Source organism: Flavobacterium sp. ENC, assembly GCF_020991415.1.
Lineage (GTDB): Bacteria > Bacteroidota > Bacteroidia > Flavobacteriales > Flavobacteriaceae > Flavobacterium.
In genome coordinates this window covers 18851-40399 of the sequence record NZ_JAJMOY010000010.1, presented here as the reverse complement: position 1 = coordinate 40399, position 21549 = coordinate 18851, and the positions used below count along the sequence as shown (strand labels likewise).

Sequence of the window (21549 nt, the reverse complement as noted above, 5' to 3'; positions counted from 1 at the left end):
TTGGGTTACCCGACAAAATCAGCCCTCAATCAGACAAATCACAAAAGTGGTTTTATCCTCCTGATTCCTAAAATCCAGATAACCGCCATGCGCTTCAATAATACTTTTAGACAGTGTTAAGCCAATCCCTGCTCCTTCTTTTCGCGTCGTAAAAAACGGAAGGAATATTTTGTTTTCGATCTCACGGTCAATCCCGTTTCCGTTGTCGGTAATTTTTATGAATAACCTGTTTTCTTTGACTTCACCAGCAATTACAATCTGTTTGTTTTCCCGGTCTTCCAAAGCATGCATGGAATTGGTTAAAAGATTAATCAGCACCTGCTCGATTTGCTGATGGTCCACCAGAAGTATATAATCAAATGAAATGGTAGTAAGGACCTCTATCTGTTTATTTTTAAATAAGGGATTCATTACCTGAAAACAGTTTTCAATGAGTTTCCTGAGCTGTATTTCTTCTTTTTTTGGAGAAGGCAGCATGGCTAATTTTCGGTACCCTTCTACAAATTTCTGCAAGAGATCACTTCGTCTCAGCATTGTTCCGACACCTTCTTTGATGTCTTCGAGATCATCAGATGAAATGGAATCCTGCTCTACAAGTTCCTGCAGGTTTTGGGAAATAGAACGGATCGGTGTGATGGAATTTAAAAGCTCATGTGAGATTACCTTCATCAGATTGACCCAGGCTCCTTTTTCTTTTTTCTCTACCACATTCTGAATGGAATCGAGCAAAACAATAAAATAATCCAATTCGCAGATTTCTGTTCTTGAAGTCTGCATGACAAATGTCTGCGCATTGCCCTCATTGACACGGATTTCTAGTGATGTTTTAATTTCCTGAAATTCCTGTTCTTCGATAACTTTACACAAGGACGGAAGCTGGCTTTTAAGCAACTTCCACTTCGAAACTTTTGGGACATCAAAATGCTTCGAGAAATAATCGTTCATTAAAAAAACATTCCATTCATCATCTTCCTTTTTCAGGATAACAATTCCGGTTTCGATATTGTTTAAAATCGAAGTATAAATAATATCTCTCGAAACCTGTTCGTTCTGTTTGCTCTTTAAGATGTCATAGAGCTTAAACAGATCATTCTGATTGGATTGGTATTTAGAAAAATCTGAAGAAAAATCATTTTGTATGATCGAAGAAATAGTTTTGTCATAAACCAAAATGACACTTTTGATGTAAAAATACAATTCAACAACCAGAAAGAATACAATCAGAAAACCGAAAACTGGTGCAAAAACAAACTTGATTTTGTGCAGGTAAATAGAAAATTCAATCCCGGCCAGAATCAGAAGCAGTCTCAGAAAAATAAGGTTGTATGTTTTTAATGATTTAAGCATATTAGTTTGTGCTGATGTTATATTTCTCTAAACGACGGTACAAAGCCCCCCTTGACAGCCCCAGCTCTTCGGCCGTTTTGCTGATATTATTGTTGTTTTTTAATAGCGCTCTTTCGACGGTTGCTTTTTCGACAGTCGAAAGCTGAATGTCATCGGGATTTTCTTCATATTCCGTTATCAGATCCAAATCCAGGTCAGAAACGGTAATGATATTGTTTTCACAAAGAATAACCGCCCGTTCTATTTTGTTTTCCATTTCACGGATGTTTCCGTTCCAGGCGTGCTTTTCAATTTGTTCGCGTACTTTATTCGCAAAAGTAATTTCGTGCCTTCCGTATTTTTCGATCATTTTTTCAAGAAGATATTCCGCTAATGGGATTTTATCTTCGTGTCGCTCGCGCAACGGAGGCAGGACAATTTCCATCGTATTGATGCGGTAATACAAATCTTCCCTGAAATTTTTATCCGCCACTTCCAGTTTCAGGTTTAAATTTGTTGCGGTAATGATTCGGACATTCAAAGACCTTGGTTTTGATTCGCCCAGTCTGGTCACTGTTTTACTTTGAATTACCTGCAGCAGTTTGGATTGCAGATGTAGCGGAACATTCCCGATTTCATCCAAAAAAATAGTGCCGTTCTGCGCCATTTCAAAACGTCCCGGCGTATCGGTTTTGGCATCTGTAAAAGCACCTTTCGCATAACCGAACAATTCGCTTTCGAAAATATTGGCATTTAAAGATCCCAAATCAACGGCAATAAAGGGCTGGCCTTTTCGCTCTGACTGACTGTAAATATGGTGCGCCAGTACAAATTTTCCGGTTCCGTTTTCGCCCAGTATTAAAACGTTGGCATCTGTTTTGGCTACTTTGTCCGCCAGGGAATAAGCTTTTTTTATAACGGGAGAATTACCAATAAAAAACTCGTCCTTAATTTCTACATTCCTGTTTTTCTTCTGCTCCCTCCAGCTCTTATCAACAGCTTGTTTTACCGATTCCAGTAATTTTATATTCTCCCAGGGTTTTAAAATATAATCAAAGGCACCATTTTTCAGGCCTTCAACGGCAGTTTCGACTTTGCCGAAAGCAGTCATTAAAATAACAACTGTTTTTGGCGAGAGTGTTTTTATTTCCTTCAGCAAATACAAACCTTCTTTTCCGTCTTCAAAACCGATCCTGTAATTCATATCGAGCAATATCACATCAATTGTATTTTTAGCCAGTAATTCGACTATATTTTTGGGATTATTAAGGGTATAAATGGTGTCAAAATACTTTTTCAGATACAATTTCGATGCAAAAAGGATGTCTTCCTGATCGTCTATGATTAATATTGATGCGCTGGTCTTTTTCATTATTGTTCGGTTTTGGACGAAAGGTGTTCAATTATGGACAGTGGCTCTTTTTTTTAAATGATAAAATATTAAAAATAAAGCAGTTACGATATTTAAATTTGTGGCACGAAAATCACATCAGAGCTGGTAAATCATTACTTATTAACCGCTTTCGAAAGTAAAAATAACAAAATAAATAGCTTAAAAACAGGGTTAATTATCTTAATTTTCAGCTATGGTTCTTTTACTTCGAAAACTAAAATTATTATGAAATCAATCCAGTCAAAAAACAGCAATTATGATCACTATTAAAAAACTTTCAAAAATTTTCAGAACGGAAGAAATCGAAACCAACGCATTAGCAGAAATTTCATTAACGATTAATCAGGGCGATTTTGTCTCGATTATGGGTCCGTCCGGAAGTGGAAAATCTACTTTACTAAATATTATCGGATTACTTGACAGTGCCTCGGGCGGCAGTTATCTCTTGCTTGGAGAGGAAATGATCGGACTAAAAGAAAAATTGAAATCAAAAGCCAGAAAAGAGAACATTGGGTTTATTTTTCAGAATTTCAATCTGATTGATGAATTATCGGTGTATGACAATATCGAATTGCCGCTGATTTACAATAATGTTCCTTCTTCTGCGAGAAAAACAAAAGTGCACGAAATTGCCGCCAAACTAAATATTGCACACCGTCTGAAACACTATCCGCAGCAACTTTCGGGAGGACAGCAACAGCGTGTCGCAGTGGCAAGAGCCCTGATCAACGACCCAAAAATAATTCTTGCCGATGAGCCTACCGGAAACCTGGACAGTAAAAACGGAAACGAGGTAATGGAATTGCTAACGAACCTGCATGCCAACGGGGCTACAATCCTCATGGTGACTCATTCTGATTATGATGCTTCGTTTTCGCAAAAAACAATTTTGATGAAAGACGGAATTATCCTTTCTGAAAAACTGAACCATAGAAATGTAGATGTTTTAGTAACCAATTCTAACCACTAGAGCCATGTTGAAAAATTGGATAAACATCTTTATTTACCAGATAAAGAACAACAAGCTGTTTACAGCTTTGAATGTTTTGGGCCTGAGTATTGGTATTGCCGGGCTTATTTTCGCCACACTTTACTGGAATGACGAGCAGAGTTATGATCAATGGAACCCCAATAAAAACAATGTTTTTATGGTGGTGAACCAAATGGATGCAACCACTTTCTGGTCTTCCAGTTCCTCTCCATTGGGAGGTGCAGTAACAGCCATGACACCGGAAATAGAGTCGTATTGTTATTTCAGCTCGGATTATGAGAATGATATCATTCGTTTTAGCAACAAAAAAGTTTCGTCCGGTAAAATTCTGATTGCCCAAAAAAAGTTCTTTGAGTTTTTTCCTTACGAATTTACAGAAGGCAGCCCAAAAACAGCATTGCCGGATCAAAATAGTATTTGCCTGTCGCAGGACCTGGCTTTTCAGCTTTTCGGAAACGAAAGTGCCTTAGGGAAAAAATTGGTTTTGCAGGATCAGAATGTATTGGTTACCGGTGTTTATAAGCTGAACGGAAAATCCGCCTACAGTCCTTCCTGTGTGGTCAATTTTATGGATTCGAGATTAAAAGGGTCTATTGAAAACTGGGGTAACTTTCAATTTGTTTTAATGCTTAAATTAAAAGACCCGAATGATACCCAAAAAGTGACTGCGAATCTCCGAAAACTATATTTTGATAATTTATTCACGCGTTTAGCAAAGCTTAAAGGAATTACGCCCCAACAATATGTGGCTAAGTATGGTGGGGTGAAACCGCTTTTAGAATCACTTTCTTCCAATCGTCTGCACACCAGGGCCGGCGGGCTGGCCGAGGGAAAAGGCAATTTCCAGTTTTTAATGATTATGGTCGGGTTATCGATCTTAATTCTGATCCTTTCTATCGTGAATTATATAAATTCCGCTACCGCAAATGCTATAAAAAGAGCCAAAGAAGTGGGCGTACGAAAAATTATCGGAGCTTCAAAATCAGCAATTATTCAGCAATTTATTTTTGAAACAGCCATCATCTCTTTGTTGTCCATTCTGATAGCACTGGTTATTACGGAGCTTTCTTTACCGTATTACAATGATTTTCTGGAAAAAACGATTGTGCTGCAAGGCAGTCAGTTTTACCTCCAGCTTGTCGTAATCTTTATTGCAACCGTTACAACAGCAGGAATATTTCCGGCAATTTATGTTTCGAATTTTGAGGCGCTGAAAGTATTAAAAGGAAATTTTGGACGAAGCAAAAGCGGTGTCTGGCTGCGCAACGGCATGCTGATCTTTCAATTTTCCGTTGCAGCTTTCTTTATTATCGGATCTTATATTGTCTACCAGCAGATCGAGTATATGAATGAAAAAGAGCTGGGTTTTAACGGGAAACAAATCCTGAATATCTCCTACAGAAATGTCTATGGTGACGAAAAAGGAATCGACAATCAATACCGATTAAACCGATATGCCGGTATTAAAAACGAATTGCTGCACATAAAAGGAATCAAACAGGTGGCAGGTGGTGCTTTTGTGTTCGGGCAGGGTGCGAAATTGGTAACCGCCTATTCTTATAAAGACGTAACAATTGACGGAAATAATGTTCCGGTAGATTTTGGCTTGTTGGAAATGATGAAAATAAAAATCGTAAAAGGGCGCTCTTTTAGCCCTGCCTATTCACAGGATACCATCAACACGATGTTGATAAACGAAACCGCTGCAAAATTACTAAACGAAAAAAATCCGATCGGCAAAAAAGTACTTTGGGCACTTGATAAAGAAGTCATTATTGTTGGGGTTGTCAAAGATTTTAGCTTAGGAAATCCTGGTGAACCGATACCGCCGATGTCTTTTCTCCATTTTAAAACCATTCCGTGGTTTACTACAGCCCTGAATAATATTTATATCTCCGCAGATTCAAAAACCATGAACGAGACCCTTGCCGGCATCGAAAAAATGTGGACCACAAAAGTTGATCCGGAATATCCTTTTGTATATGATTTTGTCGATAAGGAATACAAAAGATCGTACAGCAGTTATGTAAAGCAAAAAAACCTTTTCTCTTTGTTGAATGTGATTGTCATTATCATTGCCCTTTTTGGATTATTCGCTTTGGCTTCCTACTCCATAGAAAGGCGTATGAAGGAAATTGCTATTCGAAAAACACTCGGTGCAGAAACTAATGTGTTACTAAAAGAACTTTGTAAGCAATATATTCTCTTCAGTGTAATCGGTTTCCTGATCGCATTATTCCCTGTGTATTACCTGCTTAATCAATGGTTAGGAAATTTTGCTTACCGAATTACTATTTCGATCTACCCGTTTTTAATTGGTTTTACCGCTCTTTTATGCTTAACGCTTTTAGTGGTGCTGTCAAGAGCGTACCAGGCAACCAAAGTCGATGTTTTACACTATTTAAAATACGAATAAGACCAACATAGAACCAACAATTATTTTTAAAACCTTGCTTGAGGTAGTTCACAGATTGTACTTTCAGTATTAGTAATTAAAGCTTCAGAGCAATCTGGGGCTTTTTTTAATGTTTATTCCGTTCTGTAATCAGGGGCTGTTCCTGCCGGCCGTTTCAGCAGAGAATGGATCCCGTTCCTAAAAATCAGGCATAAAAAAAGACCGTTTTTACAAACAGTCTTTTTTTTATGATTGATTTATAAGCTTTAAGCCATAAATAAAGCGTATTTATTATAGTTGTATAAAACCTTATCGTATGGCACCAGTTTAGGAGCTATTTTTTCTGAAGAAGCGTCAAATTTGATTCCGTTGTACTTTCTGAACAAATAGATTTCTTTCAGGCAATTGGATAGACTTTGGTGAATTGCTGTTGTAAAAGTAGGGATTTGCTTCTCCCCGATTAATAAATCTATCTGGTAATTAGAACTGCTCTTTGAAAGATTATTTCCAATAATTCGTATCGTAAATGTTGTAGACTTTCCGTATTGTTCTCCTTTATACTGTACTACCATAATTTTAGGATTAAAAAGTTAAAATTAATTATTTCGTCATATCAACACTCTACTGCTGAATTCGATATTAAAGTTATGAAAAAAAATCAAATCGCTGTTAAACTGCCGTATAATTATTAAATCGGCACAAATTTACTTCAAATAGTATTTAAAAAGGGAATTTCAAGGAACAACTTTCTGTATAATAGAAATCTTTTCAAAAAAGAGCATAAAAAAACCGTAATGGGGATTACGGTTTTCAACAATTAACTAAATATATTTAATGAACTTTGTTAACGAGAGTAATTTTCAATCCTAAGCGCGATTAATTTTGGCTAACATCCGTCGTTTCTTTTTCGGTAGTAATTGGTAATAAAACCGGATTTCCGTTTTCATCAAACATAGTCATATTCAGCGCATCTAACAATGCCAGATTTTTAGAAACGGCTCCTTTAAATTTATTATAAGAAATATTCATTTCAGCTAAATGATGTAACTTCTCCAGCCCAGCAGGGATTGCACCTTCAAAACCGTTATCAAATAAACTTAGATTTTCAAGGTCAGAAAAATTCAATACCTCACTGCTTAGCGTTCCTGACATCTTATTATTATTCAGAAGCAATACCTTCAAAGTACGGATTTTATATAAAGACCCTGGTAATGGGCCTTGTAGTTCATTATCAAACAGCGATAATGTTTCTAAGCTGCCTAGTTTTCCAATCTCCAACGGTAATTCTCCTGAAATTTTATTTTCAAAAAGCGCTAAATTCTTAAGCTTTTTCAATTCACAGATAGAAGCCGGTATTGTTCCTGATAATTCATTAATAGAAACATCAAAAACTTCCAGTTCTTTCAGGTTATGAATGGTGGCGGAAAGCTGACCTTTCAGATTATTTTTGTGCAAATCGACTGCCACTAAATTTACCAGATCATAAAATTCACCGGGTAATTCTCCCTGCAAATTATTGTTGGCTAAATGAAGCCCGACTACTTTTCCGTTTTCAGCTGTTACTCCATACCATGTTGATACTGACAGTGATAAATCCCACTTTACTTTCCATTGTGATCCATTTGTAGCATGGTACAATTTAATAAGGGCATCTTTTTCTTTATCAGAAACAGTATCTGCAAAAATAGTATGAGAGAAAACAAGTGCTAAAAAAAGAGTGATATAACTTTTCATAACAGATTTGGGGATTTGTTTTCATAGCAAAATTATACATTTTTACAGTTATAATACATAGAATGTCGATAAACTGTTGATAAATAAATGTTTAGTCGTATTTATACTACTTAAATTGAAAAGCAGAAATTTGTATTTTTTTGATTAAATTTGAACAACTAATCCTAAAAACCTCATATTATGGAATTTAACCCTGTTGCATTGTTTTTATCCGCTTTGATTACACTTGTTGTCGGTTTTGTCTGGTACCATCCCAAAGTCTTCGGAACGATCTGGATGAGAGAAAATAACCTTACTGAGGACCAGCTCCGTACGGGTAATATGCTTAAAATTTTCGGTCTGACGTATGTTTTTTCTTTAATGATCACGATGACCCTCATGTCGTTAACGATTCATCAGTCCGGCGCAGTCGGAATGGTTGGCGGGCCGCCTTTAGTCGAAAGTGCAAAACCTTCCTTTGCCGCTTTTATGGCAGATTACGGAACAGCGTATCGTACTTTTAAACATGGTGCCCTGCATGGCTTTATATCGGGCTTATTTTTTGCTTTACCTGTAATCGGCGTTAATGCCTTGTTTGAAAGAAAGTCCTGGAAATACATTTTAATTCATGCCGGATTCTGGACGGTGTCACTCACTTTAATGGGCGGCATTATTTGCGGATTCGCCTAACATGATCCCTATGGAACCCGTTTGCGTTTTTTATTCGCAAACGAGTTTTTCTTAATAATAACTTAAACCCCATTAGTTATTACAAATATTATCTAATTTTGAAGAAACTAGCTTTCACACTTGAGTACAACCTATTCCTTCCAAATTTACAATAGCGTTTCCTTACTTCCTTTAGAATGGAATTCGTTTGCCGCAAAAAATATTTTCCTGACCAGGGAATATCTCGAAGTACTCGAAAACTCTTCTCCGGTCAATATGATTTGTCATTTTATCGGTATTTTTAAGGAAGAGAAACTGGCAGGTATTGTCGTGACTCAATTTTTATTTGCAGAAAAACTCGATTCCTTTGGAGAGCGCGATCAGTGTTTAAAAACTTCCGTCCGTAATTTTGCTTTTAAAAATTTTGCTTCACATGTATTATTCGTTGGCAACAATATGCTTACGGGCCAAAATGCCTTTGCTTTTGATCCGGCTGTAAAGCAGTCTAAGGCAATTCAGACCCTTCATAAAGCAATTAACCAGCTTAAGAGAGACCTGAAAGAAAGCGGAAAAAAAGTACACATTACCAGTATTAAAGATTTTACGGAATCGGAAATTGAGCCTTTACAAGCTGAATTTAAAAATAATTACACCTTTTCGACTCAGCCCAATATGATTTTCGAAATCAATAAAAACTGGAAGTCGGAACAGGATTACATTGATGCCTTGTCAAAAAAATACCGCGATCAGTACAAGCGTGCCCGAAAAAAAGCCGAAGCAATTGAAAAGCAAAAAATGTCTCTGAATGATATCCGAAAGTACGAAGATGTTATTTACGATTTGTATTTTCATGTGGCCAGAAACGCTCCTTTTAATACTTTTTTCCTGGCCCGGAATCACTTTAGCTTTTTTAAAGAAATAATGAAAGAAAACTTCCTGTTCTACGGTTATTTTCTGGATGGAAAACTTATTGGTTTCAATACGCTGATCAAAAACGGAACCGTAATGGATACTTACTTTTTAGGTTATGATGAAACGATCCAGCGCGAAAAAATGTTATACCTCAATATGCTGTACGACATGATTGCCTATTCGATCAATCAGGGATTTTCTGAAATCGTCTTTGCGCGAACTGCCCTGGAAATTAAAAGTTCAGTAGGTGCAAAACCTCAAAAAATGTACGGGTTGATTACGCACAGCAATGCCCTGATCAATCATAATATCGCCAAACTCTTCAATTATCTCGAACCGAAAACAGAATGGAAAGAGAGAAATCCGTTTAAAGAATAAAGAATAAAGAGCAAAGAATAAAGACTGAGACCGAAAACTGAGACTGAGACTGAGACTGAAAACTAAAAACTGCGACTCCCTTCAATTAAGGAACCGCAATCTTCATTTGCTTGTGCAGAATATGAATTTCCAAAAGGCGTTGCGCCCCGCAATACTCGCCGTCAATCTGAAAGTTAACCGCATAATCGGTTTCAATAGTAGCTTTATCTGTGGAAATAATCACAATATCATCGGAATCAATTGGCATATTACCGGTAATGATTTTTCCCAGCAATAATAAATCCAGACTTTTTAAGATAACCAGTTCAAATTTCCCGTCGTTCATCGCACCATTCGGATTGATCGTAACACCGGTTCCATATTTCTGAGAGTTTGCAATTACAATCATTCTCGCCGTATGCCTGATGGTTTCTTTATTGGCCGTAATTGTTGCTACAAAAGGTTCGTTAGAATCTACCAGCGTTGTATACGCCTGAAGTGCGTAGCCCCAAAATCCTCTCAGGCTACTTTCTTCATAATTTTTAACAAGATCAGCATTGATACCGATATCACTCAGGTGGATACTTTTTTTGCCGTTAATGCAAATCATATCCATTTCTATATAAGAATTTAAAAAGGCGATTTTCAGGTTTTCTTCTAGGGTGCCGGGCAAGTTTAAATCTACAGACAGGCCATTAGCAGACCCGGCTGGCAGAATACCAATAACAATATCATGCTCTTCCATTGCTTCGGCTACCATTTTTATAGTTCCGTCACCACCTGCCACAATGATTCTCTCCGGCTTAAATTCATTGTAAAGTGAATGTATGGCTTTAATGTCCTGATTGCCGGTTGTCTCATGAACAATCAGATTAAAATTATGGGTAATCGAAAACTCATGCACAGCATCTATTAAATCCGATTTATCTAAGTCTCCGGAAATAGGATTTACAACAAAAATGATATTCTTTTTCAAAATTTAATTTTTAAAACCGATTAAAATAATTAATTTACAACATATATAAAAATACACAATTAATGAAACCAATCCTACAATTATATCGCGGTTATGCTAATGAACAAGAATTAATTGTAATGGGCCATGTTTTTAAAAGAATGTATGATTATGATTTTCAGAAGAAAAACTTTAAAAACGCTACTTCCATTATTAATCAGTTCCGAATAAAAACCATTCAGAATTTTGATATTTATCTTACAAACGGCGATCAGGAAATCCACACCAAGACATTGGACGATGGTTATTTTAAGTTTTGTATTCCGCTTGAAAAAGAATTTAATTTTGGATGGATGGAATATGAGGTCAGTTTGAAATATGAAGCTGAAATTATCACTTCCAAAGGAAGCTTTATCAGACCCCACAAGGGAAATCTCGGAATTATCTCCGATATTGATGACACTTTTCTGATTTCTCACACGCATAATTTCTTTAAAAAAATATACATTCTTTTGTTTAAAAATGTCAACGACAGAAAGGTTTTTAAAGATGTTGTCCCACATTATCAGGCCCTGAGTTCTGCCGGAAGAAATAATAAGGAAGAGGAAAACGCCTTTTTTTATATCTCAAGCAGTGAATGGAATTTGTACAATTTTATTATAAAATTCACTAAAATCCATCAACTGCCAAGAGCAGTAATCTTATTGAAAGACATTAAGAGAGGAATTACGGACTTCTTTATGAGCGGAAGAGGAAATCACGATCATAAGTTTGATAAGATAAAGCATGTTTTAGAGTTTTATCCTAACCTAAAGTATGTGTTATTGGGAGATGACTCACAGCACGATCCTATTTTGTACGAACGAATCTGCAAAATATTTCCGGTCACCGTAACAGCCGTTTATATTAGACAAACCGGCAAAAGTCAGAAGGAAACCACTAAAACTATCCTGAAAAATCTGGAGTCGCTGGATGTTGCTGTTTGTTATTTTAAAGACAGCAGCGAAGCAATCATGCACTCCAAATCGATTGGAATTATCAAGTAGTTAGTTACTTTGTGAGAGACAGACGCAGCAACTAAGAGCTAAAAAAACCTTTGTCGAAGTTTTACACTTTGACAAAGGTCTGTATAATGAATCTTATTTTCAAAAAGTGAAACTGAGACTGCGACTGAAAACTACATTAAGCACTAAAATTATCGATCTCTTCCTGAACAATTTCCCAATCCAGTAACAATTGCTCCAGATCTGCTTTTTTCTTGTTGTAAGCGGTAAAGAAAGAAGCGTCTTCGATATGTTTGTCATAATTGGAAGCCAGCATTTTATCATCGTGCTGAATGTCTCTTTCTAATTGTTTGATCTGGCTTTCCACTTTGCTTAATTTGTTTTGCAGTGCTTTACCTTTCTTCTGATCCTCGTACGAAGCTTTGTTCGTTTCTTTTGGAGCAGCTGCTTTGGCAACATCTTTTTTCTCGACTTCACGCATGTTTTCAAGATTGCGCTGTTCCAGGAAATAATTGATGTCCCCTAAATATTCTTTTATTTTCTGATCCTTAAATTCGTAAACGATATTAGACATCCCCTGAAGAAAATCCCTGTCGTGTGATACCAATAGTAATGTTCCGCCGAATTTTTGAAGTGCGGCCTTTAAAACGTTCTTAGATTTAATGTCAAGGTGGTTGGTAGGCTCATCCATCAGCAAAACGTTAATCGGCTGCAGCAATAGTTTACAAAGTGCCAGACGGTTGCGTTCCCCTCCGGAGAGTACTTTCACCTTTTTCTCCACATCATCGCCACGGAATAAGAAAGAACCTAACATGTCACGAACCTTAGAACGGTTCGTATCCATAGCAGCATCTTCCATAGTCTGAAGCAGTGTAATTTCGCCATCCAGATATTCCGCCTGATTTTGCGCAAAATATCCTAACTGAACGTTGTGTCCCAATTTGATATTTCCCTGGTATTCAAACTCGTTTACAATAGCTTTAATGAAAGTTGACTTTCCCTGGCCATTTTGTCCCACAAAGGCAATTTTGCTTCCGCGTTCTACCAGTAAATCAATATCTTTTAAAATAACTTTATCGCCATAAGCTTTTGTTACATGTTCCGCTTCAACTACGACTCTTCCGGGTTCTTTTGAAACCGGGAAAGAGATATTCATTACGGAATTGTCGTCTTCATCAACTTCAATTCGTTCTACTTTATCTAATTTTTTAATCAGCGACTGCGCCATCGAAGCTTTGGAAGCTTTCGCACGGAATTTCTCGATTAATTTTTCTGTCTCTTCAATTTTCTTTGCCTGGTTTTTCTGGGTCGCTAATTGCTTCTCACGAATCTCATGGCGCAATTCTAAATATTGAGAATAAGGTTTATTAAAATCGTATGCTTTTCCTAATGAAATTTCGATCGTACGGTTGGTTACGTTATCTAAAAACATTTTATCGTGCGATACAATTACGACAACTCCCGGATAATTGCGAAGAAAACCTTCCAGCCAAATGATACTTTCGATGTCCAGGTGATTCGTTGGCTCATCCAGAAGTAATACATCGTTTGACTGCAATAATAATTTAGCCAATTCGATACGCATTCTCCAGCCTCCTGAAAATGTTTCCGTCTGATTATTGAAAACTTCTCTTTTAAAACCTAATCCTAAAAGAATTTTCTCTGTATCTCCTACATAGTTGTAACCTCCAAGAAGTTCAAAACGATGTGTGTAATCAGATAAATCTTCAATGATCTGGCTGTATTCTTCACTTTCATAATCGGTTCTGGTTACCAATTGATGATTGATATGCTCTAACTTTTTTTCAACAATTTTAATATCAGTAAAAGCTTCATATGCTTCCTCCAAAACAGTTCTTCCCTGTTCAAAATCGATATCCTGACGTAAAAACCCCATTCGGATATCCTTCTCCTGAGAAATAACTCCGGAGTCAGGGGCAAAATCTCCTGCCAGCATTTTAAGCATCGTAGATTTACCTGCTCCGTTTTTCCCGACAAGTCCAACACGGTCTCCCGCACCCAAACGAAAAGTAACTTCTTCGAATAAATATGTACCCCCAAAAGAAACCGATAAATTATGTATATTAAGCATGTAATGTTATTTTATAACTAATTGATTGTGTAAATTTACACTCCCAACTCAATGGGTAATTTAATTTTTTGCAAATGTTAAAAAAAGGATCCAAACTAAATAGTATTTTAACAGGAAGTTGTCCAAAATGTCAAAATGAAAGTATGTATTCGGACAAAAATCCGCTTCATTTGACTAAAGTTCTCAAAATGAACGATCATTGCAGTCACTGTGGATTAAAATATCAAATTGAGCCTTCTTTTTTTTACGGAGCAATGTATGTGAGTTATGGCTTAAATGTAGCCGTTGGAATCGCAGCTTTTATTATTTCGTTTGTATTCTTTCAGACCACAATCGAAAAATCTTTTATAGCTATAGTAATCAGCCTGATTGTATTATTTCCTTTTGTTTTAAGGCTTTCAAGAAATCTATACATTAATATGTTTGTTTCTTACGATCCTAAGGCCGGTCAAAAATAAGGGTTTTGAGATATCTTTTATGAAAACGCTTAATGTCGATTTCAGCATCTAGTGGAATTTCATTTTCAATCTTGTCAAATAAAGCCTTTGCCATTGCAGGTCCCAGCATTACGCCGCGTGTTCCCAATCCGTTAAGAATATGAATTGATTTACGTTCGTGATGTGTTCCTATTAAAGGTCTTCTGTCTTTAACCGTCGGGCGTACTCCGCCAAAATGCTTTACAATTTCGAAATCACAGGTGATAATTTCTTTAATGCGATCTACCAACTCCTGTTTCCCTTCTTCTGTTGGCACATCAGTTTTATCCTGCCAGTTGTAGGTAGCACCAACTTTAAAGAGATCATTACCCATAGGCAAGATAAAGACGCTTGTATTGACAATGACATCTAAATTCAAGTCCGGAGCTTTTATGACAAATAATTCTCCCTTCGTACCATCTAATGGCAAATAATTAAAAAAAGGATTTTTGTGCAGGCCGAAGCCTTCCGCAAAAATAATATGGCGCGCCTGAATATTTTTATACTGGATTCCATTATCCAAAAATTCGATATACACACTATCGAAAAATTCTTCCAGCAACAGGTTGTTCTGTTTGAGGTACTCTTTATAACGATCTAACAGTAAAGCCGTGTCCACATAGCCTGTATGAAGCACTTCCCCGTAATCGTAAGGAGAATCTATGCTATTGTATTTTCGGTTAATGAGTTTGGTGGATAAAAAGGGGGCAAGGTTTTTCTTGTCTGAGGCGGCAAACCAATTATTCTGCTCTTCGATAGAAAAGAATTTTCTAAGGATCGGTAATTTAAAATTAAACTTCGTTTGCAGTTTATCTTCAATCTGATTGTAAAAATCATTCATTAAAACCAATTGTTCCTGTGCTTTCCAAACTTCGCTGAAGCGTTTTAAAATAACAGGATTATACAAACCTCCTGCTACTCTCGATGAATTTTGAGAATTATTATCCAGAACTAAAATCGTTTTATTGTTTTTCAGGGCAACTTCTGCAAAAGAAATTCCGGCCAGTCCGGATCCGATAATGAGATAATCAATCATATTAAGTAATAGGTAAAATAAAAAAACTCTTACTACAAAGGTAGTAAGAGTTTTTGTTATAATTTAATTTTAGAAACTTAGTAGTTCCACATATCCTGTTCGAAGTTACGAATCTTCTCTTTTACTCTTTCTGATTCTAACAACTGATTCTGTGCATTGTCTTTCATGTATTCTTTGATCTCACGATCTCCGTACAAGTTTTCTTCTTTATACACAACAGCGTTAAAACGTCTTGAATTTAAGATTTGATCGAAAGAAATCGGTAATGCCGAATTGCTGTCATTAAAAGCTTTTGCTTCATGCAATGCTTCTCTTGAGTTTGGATAGAAAATCCAGAACAACTCGATATAATCCTTTTCGTCACTGTTCATAGTATAAACGTCAGGAGTTACAGGGCAAATTCCAAGTAAACGATATTTTAATTCACTTTGACGTTTGTCAAAATACCAGTATCCTTTTATTTTGTATTGTGTAACATCTGCAGAAGTAAGATCTTGCTTAAGAATATACTCAGCAGGAACTGTTCTTGTCGCTCCAACTGTTTCATCAACATAAGTTACAACCTTCTTTTTACCGGTACCAGTAACTACTTTTTTCTTTACAACGTGTGTTTTGTAGTCATCAGGATATTGATTGATTAACTCTCTACCAGCATCTGTTGTATCAATACGAGATAATGAACCCTGAATGTCTTTTAAAGATTTTTTAGTATTGAAATAACTATCAGAATACACTTCAGTTATTTTGCCATTCTTCATAGCCTTCGTCAAAACATCATACAAAGAGCGTCTATCAGCACCAATATTAGCTGTATCTACCGGAAAGTACAGTGGAAAGTTGATTTTTTCATTCAAATCAATAATTTCCCAAGTAGTTTTCCCCATCAATACATCTCTATCATCCACATAACCATAAGCAAGAGGCTTGTCATTATCGGAGATAAGCTGTGCAGGAGTCTTAAGTCCTATCTGAGCGGGTGTTTTTGCATTAAGCAAATTAGATTGCGCATTAGAAGCGAAACCTCCGGCGATAGAAACAATAGCTATTAAAAAATTTCTTACTTTCATCATGATATCATTATAAGATATTGAACGTAGTTTTACCTACTTTATTATTGTATTTCGTAAATTACCGGAGCAGTTCTTGGTAATAAGTAACTACCAGCTCCAACAAGTTTAGTTTTAATTTCAGAAATAGTAACCTGATCTCCTTTACCTGCTCTTGAAAGTATTTGTTTGCATTGTGCATTTAATCTGTTACCAGTAACTACAACTGTAGGTTGTCCTGTTACTTTAAGGTTAAATCCAACAACATCTAAACCAACTTCAAAGTCAAAATCAAGTAATTTAGCACCAATTGTAGCAATTTCTAAGTTAGATTTTGGTCCTTTAACAACACCCATCTCACCTCTAATTGTTCCTGTTGGCCCAGGAATACCTTTAATTCTGAACGTTTTCTTATCTGTAACTTTATCTCCGTTTGGCAATGTACCAGTAACAGAAATGGTAGCCTCAGTACCCTGACCAGGGCTCATGTTATATTTACCTGGTTTACCAGCAGAAGCTAATCCGGGAGCACTAGCAACAATTTTGTTTGCATCAACACCAGCGAATGAAACAGAGATTGGGTTAACAACTCCTCTGTAAACAACATTCATTTTATCAGCAGAGATTGTAGCAGAGTTTGGTCTTGGTACAACAACATATTTTCCAGCGAATTTAAGTGGAATGTTTTTTCCATCTTCAAGGAATGTAAATTGACCATTAATATCCTGCTCTCCAACACCACCTGCAGTTAATGAGATAACAGCTTGTCCGTTAACGATTTGCCCAGGACCCTGGAATGAAGTTGGCTTTGTGTTTTCGTCATAACGACCTAAAACAACTTTACCAGTTACTTTTTCTCCCTGGAAATAAGCATTTTTATCTAAAACAACGATCGCCTGATAGTTACTATAAGATGCAGCAGCAACTGCCGCTTTTCCTAAAGCACTGTTGTAAACGTCAGCCTCAGTTTTCTTAACGTCATTTTGCCAAGCTGAAAGTTTAGCAGCTGATGCAATTGCAGGAAAACCTTTAAAGTGATATTCTAAATATCTTTCTTTAATACCTTCTTTGTTTTTTACATCTGAAACATCAAACTTTTTCTCAACCTCAGAAATAATAGAAGCATATTTTTTATCTGTCCCTAAGGCAGCTTTAATATCTGACTTATATTTCTCGATTTTAGCGATAATTTCCTTTCCTTTTTTAGTGTAACCGTCTCCTGTAAACCAGTCGTCGATATTATCACCTCTGTCCATCGCTTCGTATGGAAGTTTTCCGGTTTCTTTTTCTACTTCAAATCCTTTAATAGACTGAGCTTTTAGAGTAGCTATATAATCATAAAATTCTTTTGAGATTGTTTCAACTTTGTGAGCAGTAACTGCAGCAATAGCGAATTCTCCTTTTGCTTCAGCAGCTTTTTGATCTAAAGACATCAATAAACTTGCATTGGTTTCAGTTGAATTAGTATTTGCACTTTCAAATTTTTCATTCATCAGACCAAAAGCAGAAATTACTTCTTTTGATACGTTCATTGCTAACATTGCGATGAAAACCAGATACATCAGGTTAATCATCTTCTGTCTAGGGGTTAATTTTCCTCCTGCCATTTTTTTCTAATTAGTTCTTATTAATAAATTTAATATAATAGTTAAAAACTAATTATCCTTTGTTACTCATTGCAGAAAGCATACCACCATAAACATTGTTCAAAGAAGCAATGTTTGCAGTCATTGATTGCATTTGTTCTTTTAATTTAGATGCATTATCAGCGATTTCTTTGTTAGCGTCAGCATTTCTTGCAGCGCTTTCCAATTGTACTTTGTACAAACTGTTTAATGATTCCATCTGAGCAGCAGCCATTGACAATTCTTCGCTGTATTTTTTAGTAGAAGCGATAGAATCTACAGTAGGAGCAATTCCTTTAGCAGCTGATTCGAAATTTTTAATACTGTTTCCTAAACTTGACATTAATTCTCCGTCAATTTTAGCTTCTTTTAACATTACGTCTAACTTTTGAGACAATAATCCTTGAGCATCAGAAGGGGTTTCTTTTTTGTCAGCCTTTGTTCTGGCCTGACCATTAGCTAATTCAGGGTACACAAGAGTCCAGTCTAACTCTTCGTCAACAGGCTCGAAAGCAGAAAGAGCAAAAATTAATGCCTCAGTTAATAATCCCACTGAAAGCATAACTGTACCAGTTAAAGGTCCAAGTTCAAAGTGCGTAATTTTGAATAACGCTCCAACGATTACCACTGCCGCTCCCATACCATAAGCGAAATTCATTGCTTTTTTACTTAATAATGCCATAATACTTTTTTTTTAGGTTTTAATTTGAAATAGATTGATTTGGTTATTGAAATTTATTATAATTTACTTTTTTCTATTACCCGTTACTTGAGTTCCCATGTAATCCTGTACAGTTCTGAAACCAATATAACTTCTTGCTGAATCCGCATATTCGTGATCACGAGTACTTACCTGTAGGAAGTAAGCAACATCTTTCCACGATCCTCCACGAACCACTTTTCTTTGGTTGTTTCCGTCAATTACGTTTGGATTCATTGTTGAAACATATTCGTAAGCATTTGGATTGTAAGCTGAATCCGTCCACTCTGAAACGTTACCAGCCATGTTGTATAGGCCATAACCGTTTACATCGTAAGATTTAGCCTCAACTGTATACAAAGCCTCATCAGCAGCATAATCTCCTCTGCTTGGTTTGAAGTTTGCAAGGAAACAACCTCTGTCACTTTTCGTGTAAGGTCCTCCCCAAGGGTAAGTAGCTGATTCCAGACCTCCTCTTGCAGCGTACTCCCATTCTGCCTCTGTTGGCAATCTGAAAGCATTCACTAAGTCACGTCCTTTTTTCTTAGATTTGATATAACTGTTTTTGTTCAAAGTTCTCCAGGCACAAAATGCTTTTGCCTGTTTCCATGTAACACCAACTACAGGATAATCTCCGTAAGCTTTGTGCCAGAAATAGTCATTGTGCATTGGCTCATTATAAGAATAAGCGAAATCTTTAATCCAAACTGTTGTGTCAGGATAAACACTAACCTGCTCTGTCTTAACGAAATCTTTTCTTTTTCCAACTTTAGCTTTTGCAGCAGCCTGAATATCCATCCAGGAGTAACGGAATTTCAATTTATTCACATCAATGGTTCTTAAACCATTGTATGATTCTTCAATTGGCAAATACATAGAATCCATTACCTCAGTATAATACTCATCCGGATAAGCCTTTGTATCTTTGATTAACTTTACTTTTTTGTTTAATTTTCTTCCTGCATAAGGATCATCAGCAGTACCTACACTATAGTAGTTATCATACATGTATTTGTCGTACGCAGTCATTTTTTCAGGATCTGAATCATTAAATGCATAATCAGCAATACTACCTGCTTTTTTACCTTTAGCGTCACCAGCACCTTTTTGTCCGGTCTCATCAGCTAAAATAGCCAGACGAACTCTCATTGTAGAATCTTTTACCCATTCCACAAATTGACGATACTCGCTATTTGTAATTTCAGTTTCGTCCATATAAAAGGAACGTACCGTTACTGTTTTAGTTGGAGCATCTTCTACATTAGCCAAATCAGCATCTGATTTACCCATAATAAAAGATCCACCTGGAACCAATGTCATTCCATAAGGTTTTTCAGGATGCCATTTTCCTCCTGTAACACCAACTAACTCTCCTTTATCACCTGATTTTCCACAGCCAATAACTAGGGTTAACATTGCTGCAAATGCAATAAACTTCTTCATATAAATTTGGGATTATCTATTCATTATTATAAGTCCGTAAACGTATTTATTATTTAGCTAAAAAACAATACTACTCACGTAATTTATTTCACCGTTCAAAAATAATGTTAAATAAAATAAAAAAAAAATATTTTGTCGATAAACTAACCTGAAAAATCGACGTAAAACGTTAAATTTTATAATATATACTTCTTTTCTTACTAATATTTTTTAACTTTTTTTTAATAATTTTAAAAAATTCTGATTTCTGTTAAAATTTCCTTCTACAAAGCATTTTTTCGCTGCGCTTTCCACCATCTTTCCGGCAGCTCTTGGTTACAAGCGAGCAAATATTCGTCGTAAGAGCATGGTAATAACGTATTTCTTTTCAATTTATTATGTCCGTTAGATTCGTAAGGAATTTCTATCCACCAACGATCTGTTTTGTCACTTTTATAAAAAATCAATTCCTCCTCTTCCAAAGGAACAATATATTTTAAATAGTTGGCCCTGCTCCCAAACGGATATTCTTTTGAACGATAATGATAGCCTTCTATAAAGTACCACATGATCTGAGCAATAATCCCCGATTCCTGTACAGTACTGTTATGATTAAATATCCCAAAAGAGGAAACTTTATCACTGATACCGGCATATCTGGCCAGCGAACAAATCTCTTTTCCGTTAAAACCATTAGGTTCAAAAGAAATCGTATTACCTGAATCTGAAGACTTTACCGAATTTAAATCGATACTTACCAAATCCGCATCTCTGAAAACAGGTTCTGCTAATGCTATTTTATTTGAAATCTCCCCTAAACGGTAAGCATCAAAAAACAATTTTTCAATTAAATCGATCTCTTCCTGAGAATTATAATAGGTCTGATACCCAATATTACAATAATTAAAGAGATTATTCGGTTCGTCAATTATGATTTTTGTCAGATAGGAATTAGCCGAAACCACTTCATTTTCTTTGCCAAAATCAAATTTATTATCTACCGAAACCATGTTTACCATCTGTTCCAGATCATCATACGCACGGTACACAGCGTAGGTCAGATCCTGCGAACCTCCCAGAACTATCGGAATCACTTTGTTCTTAATCAAAGCAGCTGTTACTTTCTTAAGTGCAAAATAAGTATCCTCTACTGAATCTCCCGCAAGTATATCTCCTAAATCTGCAATTGACGCATCCCAGTTACCCGGAAACATACTATAAAATTTCTTTCTTACAGCATTTAGGTTTACTTCATTAAAACCTTCTGTGTTTCGTCGATCTTCTAAAACCCCAACAATTGCAATCGTGATTTTGCTAATATCAGGAAACTGGTCCTGCGTGTGAAAAGCCACTTTACTGCCCAATTCCTGAGAAGACAACGAACTAATGAATTTTAAAATTCCGTCATTTACTGGTTCTAGAAAATCAAATTCCATT

The 21549-nt window shown here is 36.2% G+C and carries 18 protein-coding genes; 6 read left to right on the top strand and 12 right to left on the bottom strand.

Translation table 11 applies throughout. From position 1 onward, the window contains the following. Positions 1-18 precede the first annotated feature (18 nt). Positions 19-1347 carry a PAS domain-containing sensor histidine kinase gene (locus tag LPB89_RS19495; RefSeq protein ID WP_230703321.1) on the bottom strand — a complete coding sequence of 443 codons (1329 nt, stop codon included), beginning with the start codon at positions 1345-1347 and terminating at the stop codon, positions 19-21. A gap of 1 nt (position 1348) precedes the next feature. Then, positions 1349-2698 carry a sigma-54 dependent transcriptional regulator gene (locus tag LPB89_RS19490; RefSeq protein WP_230703320.1) on the bottom strand — a complete coding sequence of 450 codons (1350 nt, stop codon included), beginning with the start codon at positions 2696-2698 and terminating at the stop codon, positions 1349-1351. A 277-nt stretch (positions 2699-2975) separates the two neighbouring features. On the opposite strand from LPB89_RS19490, the gene LPB89_RS19485 reads away from it, so the two are divergent. Both LPB89_RS19485 and LPB89_RS19480 read left to right on the top strand, forming a co-directional pair. Continuing rightward, complete coding sequence (locus tag LPB89_RS19485) at positions 2976-3689, top strand: ABC transporter ATP-binding protein (protein ID WP_230703319.1); 714 nt, start codon at positions 2976-2978, stop codon at positions 3687-3689. 4 nt (positions 3690-3693) lie between these two features. Next, positions 3694-6126: an ABC transporter permease gene (locus tag LPB89_RS19480; protein ID WP_230703318.1), complete on the top strand. Its 2433-nt coding sequence runs from the start codon at positions 3694-3696 to the stop codon at positions 6124-6126. Between the two features lie 245 nt (positions 6127-6371). Here LPB89_RS19480 and LPB89_RS19475 read toward each other — a convergent pair whose 3' ends face one another. Continuing rightward, positions 6372-6677 carry a hypothetical protein gene (locus LPB89_RS19475; RefSeq protein ID WP_230703317.1) on the bottom strand — a complete coding sequence of 102 codons (306 nt, stop codon included), beginning with the start codon at positions 6675-6677 and terminating at the stop codon, positions 6372-6374. A 304-nt stretch (positions 6678-6981) separates the two neighbouring features. Further along, positions 6982-7839: a Two component regulator three Y domain protein gene (locus LPB89_RS19470; RefSeq protein ID WP_230703316.1), complete on the bottom strand. Its 858-nt coding sequence runs from the start codon at positions 7837-7839 to the stop codon at positions 6982-6984. Between the two features lie 180 nt (positions 7840-8019). Here LPB89_RS19470 and LPB89_RS19465 point away from each other — a divergent pair, with 180 nt between their 5' ends. Together LPB89_RS19465 and LPB89_RS19460 are read left to right on the top strand one after the other, a co-directional pair. Further along, complete coding sequence (locus tag LPB89_RS19465) at positions 8020-8508, top strand: DUF1761 domain-containing protein (RefSeq protein WP_230703315.1); 489 nt, start codon at positions 8020-8022, stop codon at positions 8506-8508. A 120-nt stretch (positions 8509-8628) separates the two neighbouring features. After that, positions 8629-9777, top strand: coding sequence for a GNAT family N-acetyltransferase (locus tag LPB89_RS19460; protein WP_230703314.1), 1149 nt, complete (start codon positions 8629-8631; stop codon positions 9775-9777). A gap of 85 nt (positions 9778-9862) precedes the next feature. Here LPB89_RS19460 and LPB89_RS19455 read toward each other — a convergent pair whose 3' ends face one another. Further along, positions 9863-10732 (bottom strand): diacylglycerol kinase family protein, encoded by an 870-nt coding sequence (locus LPB89_RS19455; protein WP_230703313.1) that lies wholly within the window; start codon positions 10730-10732, stop codon positions 9863-9865. Positions 10733-10794: 62 nt separating this feature from the next. Here LPB89_RS19455 and LPB89_RS19450 point away from each other — a divergent pair, with 62 nt between their 5' ends. Next, positions 10795-11757 carry an App1 family protein gene (locus tag LPB89_RS19450; protein WP_230703312.1) on the top strand — a complete coding sequence of 321 codons (963 nt, stop codon included), beginning with the start codon at positions 10795-10797 and terminating at the stop codon, positions 11755-11757. Between the two features lie 136 nt (positions 11758-11893). Here LPB89_RS19450 and LPB89_RS19445 read toward each other — a convergent pair whose 3' ends face one another. After that, positions 11894-13807 carry an ABC-F family ATP-binding cassette domain-containing protein gene (locus tag LPB89_RS19445; RefSeq protein ID WP_230703311.1) on the bottom strand — a complete coding sequence of 638 codons (1914 nt, stop codon included), beginning with the start codon at positions 13805-13807 and terminating at the stop codon, positions 11894-11896. Between the two features lie 74 nt (positions 13808-13881). Here LPB89_RS19445 and LPB89_RS19440 point away from each other — a divergent pair, with 74 nt between their 5' ends. Continuing rightward, a complete protein-coding gene (locus LPB89_RS19440; RefSeq protein WP_230703310.1) occupies positions 13882-14265 on the top strand; it encodes a DUF983 domain-containing protein in 384 nt (127 codons plus the stop codon). Here LPB89_RS19440 and LPB89_RS19435 read toward each other — a convergent pair. From LPB89_RS19435 to LPB89_RS19410, 6 genes are all read right to left on the bottom strand, one after another. After that, a complete protein-coding gene (locus LPB89_RS19435; protein ID WP_230703309.1) occupies positions 14246-15319 on the bottom strand; it encodes an FAD-binding oxidoreductase in 1074 nt (357 codons plus the stop codon). The two genes, LPB89_RS19440 and LPB89_RS19435, sit on opposite strands and share 20 nt — an antisense overlap. Before the next feature lie 77 nt (positions 15320-15396). Then, positions 15397-16386, bottom strand: coding sequence for a gliding motility protein GldN (gene gldN / locus LPB89_RS19430; RefSeq protein WP_230703384.1), 990 nt, complete (start codon positions 16384-16386; stop codon positions 15397-15399). Positions 16387-16430: 44 nt separating this feature from the next. Further along, positions 16431-17972 (bottom strand): gliding motility protein GldM, encoded by a 1542-nt coding sequence (gldM, locus tag LPB89_RS19425; RefSeq protein WP_230703308.1) that lies wholly within the window; start codon positions 17970-17972, stop codon positions 16431-16433. A 52-nt stretch (positions 17973-18024) separates the two neighbouring features. Then, entirely contained in the window at positions 18025-18672 is a 648-nt protein-coding gene (gldL, locus tag LPB89_RS19420; RefSeq protein WP_132037660.1) for a gliding motility protein GldL, read from the bottom strand. A 63-nt stretch (positions 18673-18735) separates the two neighbouring features. Beyond that, positions 18736-20133 (bottom strand): gliding motility lipoprotein GldK, encoded by a 1398-nt coding sequence (gldK, locus tag LPB89_RS19415; protein ID WP_127339416.1) that lies wholly within the window; start codon positions 20131-20133, stop codon positions 18736-18738. Between the two features lie 263 nt (positions 20134-20396). Beyond that, positions 20397-21548 carry a formimidoylglutamase gene (locus tag LPB89_RS19410; RefSeq protein WP_230703307.1) on the bottom strand — a complete coding sequence of 384 codons (1152 nt, stop codon included), beginning with the start codon at positions 21546-21548 and terminating at the stop codon, positions 20397-20399. Between the last annotated feature and the right edge of the window lies 1 nt (position 21549).

What these genes read in the sequence shown, in the direction of transcription:
- LPB89_RS19495 (WP_230703321.1), bottom strand. Translation starts at nt 1,347, where the DNA reads ATGCTTAAATCATTAAAAACATACAACCTTATTTTTCTGAGACTGCTT.
- LPB89_RS19490 (WP_230703320.1), bottom strand. Translation starts at nt 2,698, where the DNA reads ATGAAAAAGACCAGCGCATCAATATTAATCATAGACGATCAGGAAGAC.
- LPB89_RS19485 (WP_230703319.1), top strand. Translation starts at nt 2,976, where the DNA reads ATGATCACTATTAAAAAACTTTCAAAAATTTTCAGAACGGAAGAAATC.
- LPB89_RS19480 (WP_230703318.1), top strand. Translation starts at nt 3,694, where the DNA reads ATGTTGAAAAATTGGATAAACATCTTTATTTACCAGATAAAGAACAAC.
- LPB89_RS19475 (WP_230703317.1), bottom strand. Translation starts at nt 6,677, where the DNA reads ATGGTAGTACAGTATAAAGGAGAACAATACGGAAAGTCTACAACATTT.
- LPB89_RS19470 (WP_230703316.1), bottom strand. Translation starts at nt 7,839, where the DNA reads ATGAAAAGTTATATCACTCTTTTTTTAGCACTTGTTTTCTCTCATACT.
- LPB89_RS19465 (WP_230703315.1), top strand. Translation starts at nt 8,020, where the DNA reads ATGGAATTTAACCCTGTTGCATTGTTTTTATCCGCTTTGATTACACTT.
- LPB89_RS19450 (WP_230703312.1), top strand. Translation starts at nt 10,795, where the DNA reads ATGAAACCAATCCTACAATTATATCGCGGTTATGCTAATGAACAAGAA.
- LPB89_RS19445 (WP_230703311.1), bottom strand. Translation starts at nt 13,807, where the DNA reads ATGCTTAATATACATAATTTATCGGTTTCTTTTGGGGGTACATATTTA.
- LPB89_RS19440 (WP_230703310.1), top strand. Translation starts at nt 13,882, where the DNA reads ATGTTAAAAAAAGGATCCAAACTAAATAGTATTTTAACAGGAAGTTGT.
- LPB89_RS19435 (WP_230703309.1), bottom strand. Translation starts at nt 15,319, where the DNA reads ATGATTGATTATCTCATTATCGGATCCGGACTGGCCGGAATTTCTTTT.
- gldN (WP_230703384.1), bottom strand. Translation starts at nt 16,386, where the DNA reads ATGAAAGTAAGAAATTTTTTAATAGCTATTGTTTCTATCGCCGGAGGT.
- gldM (WP_230703308.1), bottom strand. Translation starts at nt 17,972, where the DNA reads ATGGCAGGAGGAAAATTAACCCCTAGACAGAAGATGATTAACCTGATG.
- gldL (WP_132037660.1), bottom strand. Translation starts at nt 18,672, where the DNA reads ATGGCATTATTAAGTAAAAAAGCAATGAATTTCGCTTATGGTATGGGA.
- gldK (WP_127339416.1), bottom strand. Translation starts at nt 20,133, where the DNA reads ATGAAGAAGTTTATTGCATTTGCAGCAATGTTAACCCTAGTTATTGGC.
- LPB89_RS19410 (WP_230703307.1), bottom strand. Translation starts at nt 21,548, where the DNA reads ATGGAATTTGATTTTCTAGAACCAGTAAATGACGGAATTTTAAAATTC.